Source organism: Salegentibacter agarivorans, from assembly GCF_900113135.1.
Lineage (GTDB): Bacteria > Bacteroidota > Bacteroidia > Flavobacteriales > Flavobacteriaceae > Salegentibacter > Salegentibacter agarivorans.
Genome location: NZ_FOOH01000026.1, coordinates 1 through 14,667, shown reverse-complemented (window position 1 = coordinate 14,667; position 14,667 = coordinate 1). Strand labels below are relative to the sequence as shown.

The following is a 14,667-nucleotide window of genomic DNA, read 5'->3' as shown; positions in this document are numbered from 1 at the left end:
TAAAAGTGGAAAGCAAAATTAAACAAAGCGATAGTTTTCTGAAACTTTAAGTATTAGAATTAAAAAAGCTGTCTGGAAAATCCATGAGAACGTCATTCTGTCCCGAAGCTTCGGGATCAGAATCTAAGAAAATGAGAATTAATCTCATGTTAGAACCTGAAACCAGTTCAGGTTGACGAAACCGGATGTCCCAAACAGCTTTTAAAATTAAAGCGTTTTAGCGTTTTTTACTTTTTCATCTGTAATGGCGAGATTTATAACTTCGCTCATTTCATTTACATAATGAAAAGTAAGTCCTTTTAGATAATCTGCTTTTATCTCTTTTATATCACGTTCATTCTCTTTACAAAGAATAATCTCTTTGATACGGGCACGTTTGGCAGCAAGGATTTTTTCCTTAATCCCTCCAACCGGAAGTACTTTCCCTCTTAGGGTAATTTCTCCAGTCATCGCAATACTTTTCTTCACTTTTCGCTGAGTAAACAGGGAAACCAAAGAAGTAAGCATCGTTATCCCTGCACTCGGCCCATCTTTTGGCGTAGCACCTTCAGGTACGTGAATATGTACATTGTACTTTTCAAATATAGTAGGATCTAAACCAAGTTCTTCGGCATTAGATTTCATATACTCCATCGCAATGGTAGCCGATTCTTTCATCACTTTTCCAAGGTTTCCGGTAATATTTAGATTACCTTTTCCTTTAGAAAGAATAGATTCAATAAATAAGATATCGCCACCAACTTGCGTCCAGGCCAATCCTGTTACAACACCGGCAACTTCATTATTTTCATATTTATCACGCTCCAATCTTGGACTACCTAGAACTTCTATAACATCTTCGTTGGTAACTTTCACATTGTACTCCTCCTCCATCGCAATATTCTTGGCTGCGTGACGAACCATTTTAGCAATTTGTTTTTCCAATCCACGAACTCCGGATTCTCTTGTATAACCTTCCACAATTTTTTCTAATTGCGGTTTAGCAATTTTTATATGCTCTTTGGTTAATCCGTGTTCTTTTAATTGCTTCGGAAGCAAATGTTGCTTGGCGATTTCTACCTTTTCCTCAATGGTATAACCGGTAACATTTATGATTTCCATACGGTCTCTAAGTGCCGGTTGAATGGTACTTAAAGTATTTGCGGTGGCCACAAACATTACTTTAGAAAGGTCAAAGCCCATTTCCAGGAAGTTATCGTGGAACTCGCTATTTTGTTCGGGATCCAAAACTTCCAATAATGCTGAAGATGGGTCACCGGCGTGTCCCATACTCAATTTGTCAATTTCATCTAAAACAAAAACAGGGTTACTTGTACCCGCTTTTTTTAGCGACTGGATTATTCTACCAGGCATAGCCCCGATATAAGTTTTTCTGTGCCCGCGTATTTCTGCTTCATCACGTAATCCACCAAGAGAAACTCTCACGTATTCTCTACCCAATGCCTCGGCCATAGATTTACCCAGCGAAGTCTTACCAACTCCGGGAGGTCCGTAAAGACAAAGGATGGGCGACTTCATATCGTTACGAAGTTTCAATACCGCCAGATATTCTATAATTCGGCGTTTTACATCGTCTAGACCATAGTGGTCACGATCTAAAATTTTCTTCGCTCTTTTTAAATCGAATTTATCCTTACTAAATTCATTCCACGGGAGATCAAGAAATAAATCCAGGTAATTTCGTTGAATGGAATATTCTGCAACCTGCGGATTCATCCGCTGCATTTTAGAAATTTCCTTATCAAAATGTTTTTGAACCTTTTCGCCCCACTTTTTCTTTTTGGCGCGGAGTTTCATTTCTTCAATTTCATCTTCATGGGAAACGCCTCCCAATTCTTCCTGGATGGTTTTCATTTGCTGATGAAGAAAATATTCACGCTGCTGCTGGCTCATATCACTCTGCACCTTGCTCTGAATATCATTTTTAAGTTCCAATTTCTGAAACTCCATATTCATATGGCGCAAAGTAGCCAGGGCACGATCTTTAAGATCGTTTGTTTCCAGTAATTTTTGCTTGTCTTCTACCGCAAGGTTCATATTGGAAGAAACAAAATTGATTAAGAATGAAGAGCTTTCTATATTCTTAATAGCAAAAGAAGCTTCACTTGGAATATTTGGACTTCCTTTTATAATTTGAAGTGCCAATTCTTTAATAGAATCTATAATTGCGGGAAATTCTTTGTTATCCAATTCTGGTCTTGCTTCAGGAACTTCCTTGATTTTTGCAGTTAGGTAAGGTTCCTCCTTTACAATTTCATCAATTTCAAAACGCTTTTTACCCTGGATAATTACCGTAGTATTTCCATCGGGCATTTTTAAAACCCGCAGAATACGTGCAACAACACCGGTATTGTAAATATCCTTAGCAGAAGGATTTTCAACTTCTTCATCTTTTTGAGCAACAACCCCAATAATTTTAGAATCGTTATTTGCTTCATTAATCAATTTAATAGAAGTATCCCTTCCGGCAGTAATTGGAATTACTACCCCAGGAAACAACACTGTATTTCTTAACGGTAGTATTGGTAAAGTATCGGGCAATTCTTCCCTGTTTATTTCTTCCTCATCCTCTGGCGTCATTAAGGGAATTAAATCTGCATCCTGATCTATATCTTGCAATGACAAACTGTCAAAACTCGTCAATTTCGTTTTAGCCATAATTTATTTTAAGTCAAACTGTCACTAACAGCTTGTGGTTCTTAATCTTTTCTTTTTCTGCAAAGCCTTATGCTCAGTAAACTAAGCGACTTTTCGTGCAATTTCTACTAGAAGTAGTCAATTCCTGTGCCACCATCTTTTCCAGATTTTTTTTCTGAAAAGTGTAACAAATCAAATTCAAAGCTATCTTTAGTACAGAAACAAGATAGTTTTAATTGACACCAACCATCACACATATCAATGATCTTGTTGCGCGTTGCCGGAAAAATGACCAGCGGGCACAAATGGAAGTTTACGAGCGCTATTATAAGGCCTTGTATAATACTTCCCTGCGTATTGTAAACGATACAGCTGAGGCTGAAGACATTATGCAGGAAGCATTTTTAAAAGCTTTTTCTAAAATAGATAGCTTCCAGGGGACTTCAACTTTTGGCGCCTGGTTAAAAAGAATCGTGGTAAACCTAAGTATTAATGCTTTCAATAAAAAGGTGAAATTAAACGAAGTAGCCTATAATGATGAGCTCAAGAACGAAATGGATGAAGGTGAAGGAATTATCCTGGAAGAAGATTCAAAAAACCAAAAAGTAAATAAGGTTTTAAAAACACTTAATTCACTTAAAGAAAATTACCGCGTTGCTTTAACGCTGCACTTAATAGAAGGTTACGATTACGAAGAGATTGGTGAAATACTAAATTTAAGTTATGCCAATTCCCGAACAACAATCTCAAGAGCTAAAGAAAGCCTAAGAAAAAAATTGCTAAAAGATGAAACCGGCCTGATGCCGGACACATAAGCTGAAAAAAACCAGGTGAAAATAATTAGTCTGCGAGAAACTTACTGGATTATTTCAATTTATAAAATTATGAAAAAGGATAATATAAACGAGCTTTTTAAAGAGCTGGATTTTGATAATAAAGAGCCTGCTTCGGGACATAAAGCAAGGTTTTTGAGAAAACTGGAAGAACAGAATGGTAAAACCAACACTTCTGGCAGCAGTCCTCATAAAAGAAGTATATGGGCGCCAATGCTTTCGGTAGCTGCAATACTTGCGATAGCTTTTATGGTTTTTGCCGGTTTTTTTAATGAAAACGCCAGCAGAAATTCAGGAGAATTGGCAAGTGTTTCTCCAGAAATGAAAGAAACCCAGCAATTTTATACCCAGCTTATAAAAACAGAACTGGCAACACTGGAAGCTGAAAATACCCCGGAAACCGAAGCTATTGTAAATGATGCGCTAACACAACTTGAAAAACTGGAAACCGAGTACGAAAAACTGAAAAAAGACTTGCAAAACAGTGGGAAAGACAAACGGGTTATCTATGCGATGATCTCCAATTTTCAGCAAAGAATAAATCTATTAAATGAAGTACTTGAGCAAATAGAAAATATTAAAACCCTAAAAAACCAAAGCGATGAAAACTATATTTAAAATATTAATGGTAACGATGCTGGCCCCGGCTTTAAGCTACTGCCACGGCGATCTCAACGGGAGACATACCAAAGAGAAAAAGGTTACAAAAACTTATAATGTGAGTGCTACTGATTTGCTCACTATAGACAACAGCTACGGGAATGTAGATATCTCTACCTGGAATCAGAACAAAGTGGTGATAGAAGTGAATATAAAAACCAATGGCGACGATGAGGAAAAAGTACAAAAGAAACTGGACGAGATCAATATAGAATTTAATCAATCTTCATCTGGAGTGAGTGCAAAAACCCATTTTACGAGAGAAGACAGATCCTGGTGGAGTTCACTTTTTAATAATTCTGGCAGTGTAAATATGGAAATTAATTATACCATTAAAGCGCCTGAAAGACACAGCGTAGATATAGAAAATGATTACGGCGGAATTTACATAGATCGTCTCTTAGGTAATGCAAAAATAAGCTGCGATTATGGAAAAATTGATATTGGCGAATTACGTGGAAATTCTACCCAGCTTAATTTTGATTACACCCGAAACAGCCACATAGGTTATGTAAAAAATGCGGAGATAAAAGCCGATTATAGCGGGTATGAAATTGAAGAAGCCGAAATACTAAATATTAGTGCCGATTATACTGATTCCAGGATTAAAAAAGTAGCCCAGCTCGATTTTAATTGTGATTATGGAAGTATAAATATTGAAAAAGCAAAAAGGATCGTTGGTAATGGAGACTATTTAAGTACTAAAATTGGTCGTGTTTTTGAATCTTTAGACCTTAATCTCGATTATGGTTCCGCAACTATAGAAAAGATCTTAAAAGGAGTTTCTAAAGTAGAAATAAACACCGATTATGCCGGTATAAAACTGGGTTACGATAGAGAACATCCCTTTAATTTTACGGTAAAATCATCTTATGGAAGTGCAAAAGGGCTTGAGGAGATGCAAATTAGAAAACGCCACGATGAGAATACCAGCAAGCTTTTTGAAGGATATCACCTTGAAGAAAATTCAGGTAACAGTATTTTTATAAACACTAGTTATGGAAATGTAACTTTCAGTAAACAATAGACAAACTAAAAATAATTCATCAATCATTAAACTTAAATCATGAAAAAACTAATCTTAATTTTATCAGTATTATTTACCGTATCATCTCCAGTACAGGCGCAATGGTGGGGTAGCAACGAAACCATAAAAGGAAACGGCCAAATGACTTCAGAAAAAAGAAGTATCGGTGATTATGACGAAATTTCCCTGGTAGGCTCTATGGATGTGGAACTGGTTTCTGGCAGTGAAGGCAATTTAACCGTAGAGGCCGAAAGCAACCTGCAGGAATATATCACTACCGAAGTGAATGGCGGTACTTTGAAAATTTCAGTAGAAAAAGGTTATAATTTGAAACCTTCCAGAAGTAATGGTATTAAAGTTACTGTTCCTTTTAAAGACTTAGCTGCAGTTGAAGTAACCGGATCTGGAGATCTTTGGAATTCTTCAACAATTACAGCCAGAAACTTTAGCACCAAACTTACCGGTTCTGGCGATATAAAATTAGATCTGACGGTTGAAAACCTGGAAGGTGCGGTAACCGGATCTGGGGATATACTTTTATCTGGAAAAGCCAGGGACTTTAATTGTAAAGTTACCGGATCTGGAGATTTTAAAGCCTATGATCTTAAAGCTGAAAATGTAGAAGCAACCGTAATGGGTTCGGGAGACATTCAAATTTCCGCCAGTAAAAAGTTGAAAGCTAAAGTAATGGGCTCGGGAGATATTAAATACAAAGGAAACCCTAAAAACCAGGATTTCAAAACTTCAGGTTCGGGTTCAATTTCTTCCAATTAATATTCAGAAGAAATAAAATTGAAAAAGAAAAATTATTAAATCCTGTCTTTCGAGACGGGATTTTTTATGGGTACCCGTAGCAATAAAATTACTCCTCCAATAAAAAATATCACTAGAAATAAGATTGAATTTCTGACACTCCCGGTGATTTGAGCTACAATTCCGTACAGAAACATTCCTATTACAATCCCTATCTTTTCGGAAACATCATAAAAGCTGAAATAACTAGCGGTATCTATAGCATTTTCTGGAAGCATCTTAGAATAAGTAGACCTGGATAAAGACTGAATTCCTCCCATAACCAACCCTACCGAAGCAGCCGCCACATAAAATTGCTGCGGACTAACTATAAAAAAAGCATAACCGCAGATAGCGATCCAGATTAAATTTATAAAAATGAGGATTTTAATATTTCCATATTTTATAGCTAGTCTTGAAGTTAAGGTTGCGCCTATTACAGCCACCAGTTGAATTAATAAGATACTAATAATTAAGCCGGTTGTGGCATCTTGCTCCCCCCACTCCAATTCTTCTATCCCAAAATAAGTTGCTACTAGCATTATAGTTTGTACAGCCATACTGTAAACAAAGAATGCGGCTAAATATCGCTTTAGTTGAGTATTATGTTTTAGAGTGAGCCATATTCCGCGAAGTTCTCTAAATCCATTGAAAAGCACATTTTTAGTAAATGCAGCTTTTTTATTTCCTTTTGGTAAATAGGCATAAGTGTATTGGCTAAAACCAATCCACCATACTCCGGTTAATACAAAAGACAAACGTGTAGGTAGAGCTTCACTTTCAAAACCAAAAGTTTCATAATTAAGAATCATTAATAAGCAGACTACCAATAAAATCACACTACCAATATAACCCAAAGAAAATCCTTTCGCGCTAACTTTATCCTGCTGATTTGGAAAAGCAATATCTGGTAAATAGGAATTATAAAAAACCAAACTAGCCCAAAAACCAATAAGCGCAAGAAAATAACACAATAAGCCAAACCAGAGAAATTCCAGACTAAACCAAAAAAGACCAATGCAGCTAAATGCTCCCAAATAGCAGAAAAACTTTAAGAAATTCTTCTTACTACCCACATAATCGGCAATTCCAGATAAAAACGGACTTAAAATAGAAACCACCAGAAACGCAGCTGCGGTAACGTAACTTATTAAAGAATCGTTGTTAAAACTTATTCCGAAGAAATCTACAGTATCGTCCAGGATACTACCATCTTCATCTTTTACAATGGTTAGTGCTCCATAAAAAATAGGAAAAATCGCTGAAGAAATTACAAGACTATAAACGGAGTTCGCCCAGTCATAAAAAGCCCAGGCATGTAGTAATTTTTTATGCCCTTTGGGGAGTGTATTCATTTATTCAGAATCTTTAAGGAGCCCTAAAATAGAAAAAGCTGCCTTAAAAGACAGCTTTTTCAGATAATTTATACATTATGTTTTATTGGAAACTTGTAACACCGTATTTTTTAGCTTCGGCTTCAGCTTCAGGTGCCCATTTTTGCAGGTTGTTTATCCTGGTTTCATTAGCAGGGTGAGTACTTAAAAACTCTGGTGGAGCCTGTCCATCACTTTGCGCAGCCATCCTTCTCCACAAATCGGCAGCCTCGTAAGGATCATATCCAGCTATTGCCATTAAAGTTAAACCAATTCTATCGGCTTCGGTCTCGTGGCTACGGCTAAAAGGTAACATTACTCCTAACTGTGTTCCCAAACCGTAAGCCTGTGCAAAAATTTGCTGAGTTTCCTGGCTTCTACCGCTAACAGCAACTGAGCCTGCAACTGCTCCTAATTGTTGCAATTGTGCTGCACTCATTCTTTGGGCTCCATGATCGGCAAGGGCGTGGGCAATCTCGTGAGCCATAACAACGGCTATGCCGGTTTCGGTTTCAGCTACCGGTAAAATTCCGGTAAAGAAAACTATTTTTCCACCAGGCATTGCAAACGCATTTACTGCATCATCTTTTACAAGATTATATTCCCATTTAAAATCTTCTAAAAATCCCTGGTACCCATTTGCATTTAGGTAACGCTCAGCGGCAGTTTCAATTTTATTACCTGTTCGCTTAATCATTTGTGACTCGGCAGTGCCAGTTATAACTTCATTTTCAGACAAGAATTGATCGTATTGCTGAAAAGAAGCAGGAAATAACTGATCGTTAGAGACAAAATTTAAATTCTTTTCTCCGGTAAATGGATTGGTTTTACATGCTACCACGAGCAGTAAAACAGCAATCACACTAATTGTCTTTTTAAGTTTCATATGTTTTGGTTTAGTTTTGTTAAAATTACAAAAGCCTTGAATGCTTATTAATCGCTTTAAGCATCATTTAACAGTTTTCAAAAATGATACCATAATGAGAATAATCCTGGAGATAGCCGTTTCTTCCGGGATAGGGCATTTAAGAAATATGTAAATTGCGACTTAATTACCTAAAATTAAAAATGAACAAACAGCAAAAAGACCAAATCCCGGTACAAAGATTACTTGTACCTAATTATATTAGATATACCGGCAACGTACTCTCTAAGCTATCACCCTTTGTAGCCAGCAGGTTTGCTGGGCAACTTTTTTTAACTCCGTTTAAATATAAGCTGCCAGAGCGTGAAAAAAACATGGATGAACTTTCTAAACAATACCGGACAGAAATTCCAAAAACCGGGCGTGAAATTGTGGTATATGAATTTGGGGAAAGCAAAAAGAAAATTTTATTGGTGCACGGCTGGAGTGGCCGTGGAACCCAATTAGCCAAAATAGCTGAAACCTTAAAAGCTGAAGGCTTTAGTACCATTAGCTTTGATGCTCCCGCCCACGGTAAAGCTCCTGGCAGGAAAAGTATGATGCTGGATTTTATAGATTCCATTCAGTTTTTAAATGAAAAACATGGCCCATTTGAAGCTGTGATTGGCCATTCGCTTGGGGGTATGGCTACGCTTAGAGCTGTAAAAGATGGATTGAACACAAAAAAACTGGTAATAATAGGCACAGCCAATAGTATTACCCACATAACCCGTGAATTTGCGCGAAACCTTAAGATGAACCGTAAGGTTGCCGATAAAATGAAAGCTCATTTCGATAAAAAATTCGATATTGATATGGACAGCTATTCAGGAGCAATCTCGGCTAAAGAGGTAAATATACCTACTCTTGTTGTTCACGATGAGGATGATGTAGATGTAGAAATATCTTCAGCTTACGATATTCACAAGGCTTTAGAAAACAGCGAACTCTTTATAACAAACGGCTTAGGACACAGACGTATATTGGGCGACTCTAAAGTAATTAACAAAATCACAACGTTCATCGCGGTATAATCTTTGTACTTTTAAAGGAAAAAACCCATCTAGGGTTTTTAGAAATGGCTATTTCCTTTTATATGTAGCTATTTAAATTAAAAAGCAATGAAAAAGATAATACCAATTTTACTCGCCGTCTTTGTGATGAGCTGCCAGGGCAATGCCCAAAAAGAACAGGAGAAAAATCAAAAAGCACAGGAAGAGTTTGAAGTTTCCAAAACTGATAAAGAATGGAAAGCAGAACTAACCGATGCAGAATATAAGGTTTTACGAAAAGCGGCTACAGAGCCAGCATTCTCCAGTCCTTTAAATGATATAAAAGAAGCCGGGACTTTTGTTTGCGCTGCCTGCGGAAACGAACTTTACAAAACCGAACATAAATTTATGAGCGGTACGGGCTGGCCAAGTTTTGATCGCCCCATTGAAGGCGGAGTTGCTTATGGAACCGATTCTAAATTAGGCTACCAAAGAAACGAAGTACACTGCGCCCGTTGTGGTGGGCATTTAGGCCATGTTTTTGAGGATGGACCAAAAGAAACCACTGGTAAAAGACATTGCATAAACGGGATTGCGATGGATTTTGAACCAAAAGAAAAATAAGATTTATTATGAAAAAGTACAGTATAGAAAAACCCGAAACCGAATGGAAAGAACAACTCTCTGAAGAGCAATTTCGGGTATTGAGAAAAAAAGGAACAGAAGCACCACACACCGGCAAATACAATATGCATTTTGAAGATGGTGAGTATTTTTGCGCCGGTTGTGGCGAAAAACTTTTTGACAGTGAAGCCAAGTTTGAGAGCGGCTGCGGTTGGCCCAGTTTTGATAAAGCTATAGAAGGAAAAGTAGAATACGTACAGGATAAAACCTTTGGTATGATTAGAACAGAAATTCTATGTGCTAACTGCGGCGGGCATCTTGGCCACGTCTTTGATGATGGACCTACTGAAACCGGACAACGATATTGCGTAAATTCGGCCAGTATAAATTTTAATAAATAACAACCTAACACCTATTATTATGAAAAAATTATTTTCTATTTTATTTATGACCACATTTTTATTCTCCGCCTGTGAAGGAGATCAGGGCCCGCAGGGACCTCCAGGACCTCCCGGTGAAGATGGATTTGGTGGCGCATCTGCAACGATATTCGAAATAAATTCTAACTTTTTTTATGACGAGGGAGCTAATTTATGGACTACTGATCTTTTGGCTTTTAGCGACTTCACTGATGTTGAAGTTCTTGAAACAGATGTTGTTTTAATTTATCGCCTGGACGCTATAGGTCAATTAGATGATGGTAGCGATGTAGATGAATGGAGCATGTTACCTCAGAATTTTTTTACCGAAGATGGAACTATACAATATGTTTTTAACCATACTTTTGTAGATACTGAAATTTTTATTGACGGAAATTATGACCTGGCTGCACTAAGTGATGATTTTACTGAAGGTCAGATTTTTAGGATCGCCATTATTCCGGCTAATTTTTATGAAAATGCGAATTTTGACAGTTCAAATATTGATGCCGTTATGAACGCACTTGATTTAAAAGAAAGTGATGTAAAAAAAGTTGAAGCAATTAAATAAGCCTTCATTTATATTAAGTTTTTATTAGACCTCCCAGGTTTCAAAACCTGGGAGGTCTATTTGTATTCATAAAATACAACATAAATAGAATTCAAAATCTTCACCTTTAATATAGCTGGTATACTCCTTACGAAAACTTTTCAGTTTAAGCGATTATTCCTTAAATTCGCAACTTCACTCGCTAAGCGAGATTTGATTTATTAAGCCTAATAAAAAATTCCGAATATGAGTAAATACGATATCATTGTTTTAGGTAGTGGCCCGGGAGGTTATGTAACCGCCATTAGAGCTTCACAACTAGGTTTTAAAACCGCAATTGTAGAAAAAGAAAGCCTTGGAGGTGTTTGTTTAAACTGGGGATGTATCCCAACTAAAGCCCTTTTAAAGAGTGCCGAGGTTTTTGATTACCTGAAACACGCCGAAGATTACGGATTAAGCCTTGAAAAAGCCGATAAGGATTTTTCAAAAGTCATTAAACGTAGCCGCGACGTGGCTGCAGGAATGAGCAAAGGAGTTCAGTTCCTAATGAAGAAAAATAAAATTGACGTAATTGAAGGCTTCGGAAAATTAAAATCCGGTAAAAAAGTCGCTGTCACAGATAAAGACGATAAAACCAAAGAATACCAGGCCGATAATATTATTGTAGCTACCGGTGCGCGTTCTCGCGAATTACCAAACCTTAAGCAAGACGGTAAAAAAGTAATTGGTTACCGTGAGGCAATGAGCCTGGAAAAACAACCAAAATCTATGATTGTTGTTGGTTCTGGCGCTATTGGGGTTGAGTTTGCTCATTTCTATAATGCTATGGGAACAGATGTTACAGTGGTAGAATTTTTGCCAAATGTAGTTCCTTTAGAAGACGAAGAAATCTCCAAGCAATTTGAGCGTAGTCTCAAAAAAGCGGGAATTAAGGTAATGACCAATTCTTCAGTAGAAAGTGTAGATACATCTGGCAAAACAGTAAAAGCTAAGGTAAAAACCAAAAAAGGCGAAGAAACACTGGAAGCTGATATCGTACTTTCTGCAGTTGGAATTAAAACCAATATTGAAAACATAGGCCTTGAAGATCTTAAGATCAAGACCGATAAAGATAAAATTGTTGTAGACGATTTTTATAAAACCAATGTAGACGGAATTTATGCCATTGGTGATGTAGTTCACGGGCCAGCCCTTGCTCACGTTGCTTCTGCAGAAGGTATTCTTTGTGTAGAAAAGATAAAAGGAATGGATGTAGAACCATTAGACTACGGAAACATTCCCGGATGTACTTATGCTACGCCAGAAATTGCATCGGTCGGTATGACTGAAAAGCAAGCCAAAGAAGCCGGTTACGAACTTAAAGTAGGTAAATTCCCGTTCTCTGCTTCAGGAAAAGCAAAAGCTGCAGGGAAATCTGAAGGGTTCGTAAAAGTAATTTTTGATGCTAAATACGGTGAATGGTTAGGTTGCCATATGATTGGCGCCGGCGTTACCGATATGATCGCGGAAGCAGTTCTGGGACGTAAACTGGAAACTACAGGCCACGAAGTATTAAAAGCAGTTCACCCTCACCCTACAATGAGTGAAGCGGTGATGGAAGCTGTGGCTGCTGCTTACGATGAAGTAATTCATATTTAAGAAGCATATAATTTTAAAAATTAAAATCCCCGAAGCAATATTGTTTCGGGGATTTTTAGTTTTTAACGTCATCCTGAATTTATTTCAGGATCTAATATGCTTAAATTTAATTATGTTAGAAGCTGAAACAATCCCAAAGTTTCGTGAAGAAGTAAAAATGTTTAGATTTCTATTCCAACAACAAATCACAATACACAAAACTGGTATCCCAGGATTTTTGATCGTTAGAAAAGCAATTATTATCTGATTCTTCAGCAGGTTTATAAGATCTCTCCACCATCTCCCCTTTTTTAAATTTAATTGGTTCGTTAAAGATTGGTCCATCAAAAACAAAAGTGTGAAATTCCCCGTTTTCACCACATGGATCCACGTCTTTTGGTAAATCTTTTAAAAAGCTTTGGTCTAAAATTCTTCCGCAGTAAGATTTGTCGAGTTTATTTGTATTTACGCAAACTACAATAGCTTTAAATCCGGTTGCAATAAATTCTTCTAAAAGCTTTTTTGTATCCTGTTTCCAAAGCGGAAATACTGCCTGCACCCCTATTTCCTCTAATTGATTTTCACGGTAACGCTTCAGGTCTTCGAGAAAAATATCACCAAAGATACTATGGGTAAATCCTTCATCTAAAAGGTTGTTCGTTTCTATTGTCATTATCTCATTATAATTTTCCATAGAAACCTCACCATTCAATTCTATTTGTTGAAGCTGTAAATCTAAACATGCTGCCTGTTTTTGTAGTAATTCGAGTCGTACACCGTGCATAGAAATTCGGTTAAACTCAGTATTTACCGTTGTGACTAATTTTTGCACCGAATATTCGCCATCCTGCTTAACCTTATAAAATGCCAAAGCAGCATCTTTACCACTACTCCAATTTAGATAGGCTTTTTTCATCATATTTCATTTAAAAAACTTTGAATTGCTAAATCATATCCCAAAAGTCCAAACCCAAGGATTACCCCCTTAGCGTTAGGAGCTATATAAGATTTATGCCTGAATTCTTCCCGCGAATGAGTGTTGGAAATATGTACTTCTACAACAGGAGTTTGTATGCCTTTAATTGCATCTCCCAATCCCACCGAAGTATGTGTGTAAGCGGCTGCATTTAAAACAATCCCGTCAAACTCCTTATCGGCTTCATGAAGTTTGTTGATGAGCTCCCCTTCTATATTACTTTGAAAATATGAAAGTTCGGTTTTTTGAAATTTAAACTGAAGTTCAGAAAAGTAGGTTTCAAAACTTTTATTTCCGTAGGTATCAGGCTCACGGGTTCCCAAAAGGTTTAGGTTGGGACCGTTTATAATCATTATTTTCATTTTTTACCGGTTAGCTGGTTATACTCGTAAAGGTAAAAAATAAGATATAGTTGATCTATAAAAAACCCTTCAGAAAAAAAAGAAGATCCTTTTAGGGAAATTCAATTTTTAAGAAGGGTAATTTCTGGTTGGTTACTTACAGTTACAATCCAAATTCAAGTCCCAGGTTTATAGCGCCAAAGCTACCGCCATCTACACTAATTCCGGTATAAGATCCTACCAGACCTATAATTCCAAAATTATAGCCCACTTGCGGCCTATAATAAAAACCACCGTCGTTGCCATCATTTAAACCTACTGCGTAGCCCAAATCGGCTCCAAAAAAGAAACCTCTTGCAAGTGAAATTCTTCCTGATGCTGCAATAGGTAGAAAAGCAGGATCATCTACTTCAAAACCGCCAAAATTATCTTCGTCCATAAAGAATTGAGTATATCCTATTTTAGGACCTAGATATAACATATCAGCGACGTCTAGCATATAAGCTAAATCTACCCCGGCTTGAAAATTACTGACTTCTTCAATATCTCCAACAGGTAAGCCAACATTTCCTCCTATTCTTAATCCGCTTTGTGCCTGCATAGCAGTGGTTCCCAATAAAGCAAAACAAATAATAAGTACCAGACGTTTCATAATTATACATTTTTGGTTACTTACCTAAAGGTATTGTAATTAACAATTATTAGAACCTATAGTAGTGAATTACAGGATTTCAGGTATAAAACAAAGGAGGCTGTCTGAAAAGGTAGCCTTTCTTGTTGGATTATTTTGAGGTTTTTATTATTTTCATGTAATGAAAGCTAAAGTTGTATTTAAGACCTATAACCAGTCGCAGTTAAGTCTTTTACCTCCCAGTTATGATGATTTGGTTCCTGTAAATCATCCCGTTAGAATCGTCAATAC

General features: G+C 37.0%; 15 protein-coding genes. 9 read left to right on the top strand and 6 right to left on the bottom strand.

Annotated elements, in window-relative coordinates:
• Window positions 1-207 precede the first annotated feature (207 nt).
• On the bottom strand, window positions 208-2,658 hold the full coding sequence (gene lon / locus BM084_RS15725; RefSeq protein ID WP_093305985.1) for an endopeptidase La: 2,451 nt from the start codon (window positions 2,656-2,658) through the stop codon (window positions 208-210).
• A gap of 215 nt (window positions 2,659-2,873) precedes the next feature.
• Between lon and BM084_RS15720 the strand changes: the two genes are divergently transcribed.
• From BM084_RS15720 to BM084_RS15705, 4 genes are all read left to right on the top strand, one after another.
• Window positions 2,874-3,452: an RNA polymerase sigma factor gene (locus tag BM084_RS15720; protein ID WP_245764395.1), complete on the top strand. Its 579-nt coding sequence runs from the start codon at window positions 2,874-2,876 to the stop codon at window positions 3,450-3,452.
• Window positions 3,453-3,521: 69 nt separating this feature from the next.
• A complete protein-coding gene (locus tag BM084_RS15715) occupies window positions 3,522-4,088 on the top strand; it encodes a hypothetical protein (protein ID WP_093305980.1) in 567 nt (188 codons plus the stop codon).
• Window positions 4,072-5,157: a hypothetical protein gene (locus tag BM084_RS15710; protein ID WP_093305977.1), complete on the top strand. Its 1,086-nt coding sequence runs from the start codon at window positions 4,072-4,074 to the stop codon at window positions 5,155-5,157. Before BM084_RS15715 ends, BM084_RS15710 begins: the two co-directional genes overlap by 17 nt.
• A gap of 39 nt (window positions 5,158-5,196) precedes the next feature.
• The gene (locus BM084_RS15705) at window positions 5,197-5,931 is read left to right on the top strand and encodes a head GIN domain-containing protein (protein ID WP_093305975.1); all 735 of its coding nucleotides are present in this window, start codon (window positions 5,197-5,199) and stop codon (window positions 5,929-5,931) included.
• A 35-nt stretch (window positions 5,932-5,966) separates the two neighbouring features.
• Here the strand turns inward: BM084_RS15705 and BM084_RS15700 are convergent, their stop codons facing one another.
• Both BM084_RS15700 and BM084_RS15695 read right to left on the bottom strand, forming a co-directional pair.
• Window positions 5,967-7,304: an MFS transporter gene (locus BM084_RS15700; RefSeq protein ID WP_093305973.1), complete on the bottom strand. Its 1,338-nt coding sequence runs from the start codon at window positions 7,302-7,304 to the stop codon at window positions 5,967-5,969.
• Between the two features lie 82 nt (window positions 7,305-7,386).
• Window positions 7,387-8,208, bottom strand: a complete 822-nt coding sequence (locus BM084_RS15695) for a M48 family metallopeptidase (RefSeq protein WP_075327225.1) — start codon at window positions 8,206-8,208, stop codon at window positions 7,387-7,389.
• 182 nt (window positions 8,209-8,390) lie between these two features.
• Between BM084_RS15695 and BM084_RS15690 the strand changes: the two genes are divergently transcribed.
• From BM084_RS15690 to lpdA, 5 genes are all read left to right on the top strand, one after another.
• Window positions 8,391-9,260 (top strand): alpha/beta fold hydrolase, encoded by an 870-nt coding sequence (locus tag BM084_RS15690; protein ID WP_093305971.1) that lies wholly within the window; start codon window positions 8,391-8,393, stop codon window positions 9,258-9,260.
• Between the two features lie 87 nt (window positions 9,261-9,347).
• Window positions 9,348-9,842: a peptide-methionine (R)-S-oxide reductase MsrB gene (msrB, locus tag BM084_RS15685; RefSeq protein WP_093305969.1), complete on the top strand. Its 495-nt coding sequence runs from the start codon at window positions 9,348-9,350 to the stop codon at window positions 9,840-9,842.
• 8 nt (window positions 9,843-9,850) lie between these two features.
• Window positions 9,851-10,243, top strand: coding sequence for a peptide-methionine (R)-S-oxide reductase MsrB (msrB, locus tag BM084_RS15680; protein ID WP_093305967.1), 393 nt, complete (start codon window positions 9,851-9,853; stop codon window positions 10,241-10,243).
• Between the two features lie 19 nt (window positions 10,244-10,262).
• Window positions 10,263-10,832: a DUF2977 domain-containing protein gene (locus BM084_RS15675; RefSeq protein ID WP_093305965.1), complete on the top strand. Its 570-nt coding sequence runs from the start codon at window positions 10,263-10,265 to the stop codon at window positions 10,830-10,832.
• Window positions 10,833-11,057: 225 nt separating this feature from the next.
• Window positions 11,058-12,449 carry a dihydrolipoyl dehydrogenase gene (gene lpdA / locus BM084_RS15670; RefSeq protein WP_093305962.1) on the top strand — a complete coding sequence of 464 codons (1,392 nt, stop codon included), beginning with the start codon at window positions 11,058-11,060 and terminating at the stop codon, window positions 12,447-12,449.
• Between the two features lie 169 nt (window positions 12,450-12,618).
• On the opposite strand, the gene BM084_RS15665 is transcribed toward lpdA, so the two are convergent.
• The 3 genes from BM084_RS15665 to BM084_RS15655 all read right to left on the bottom strand — a co-directional run bounded on the left by BM084_RS15665 (window position 12,619) and on the right by BM084_RS15655 (window position 14,397).
• A complete protein-coding gene (locus BM084_RS15665) occupies window positions 12,619-13,347 on the bottom strand; it encodes a Dph6-related ATP pyrophosphatase (RefSeq protein ID WP_317040677.1) in 729 nt (242 codons plus the stop codon).
• On the bottom strand, window positions 13,344-13,766 hold the full coding sequence (gene aroQ, locus BM084_RS15660) for a type II 3-dehydroquinate dehydratase (RefSeq protein WP_093305958.1): 423 nt from the start codon (window positions 13,764-13,766) through the stop codon (window positions 13,344-13,346). Before aroQ ends, BM084_RS15665 begins: the two co-directional genes overlap by 4 nt.
• A 142-nt stretch (window positions 13,767-13,908) precedes the next feature.
• Window positions 13,909-14,397, bottom strand: coding sequence for a hypothetical protein (locus BM084_RS15655; protein WP_093305956.1), 489 nt, complete (start codon window positions 14,395-14,397; stop codon window positions 13,909-13,911).
• Window positions 14,398-14,667 lie beyond the last annotated feature (270 nt).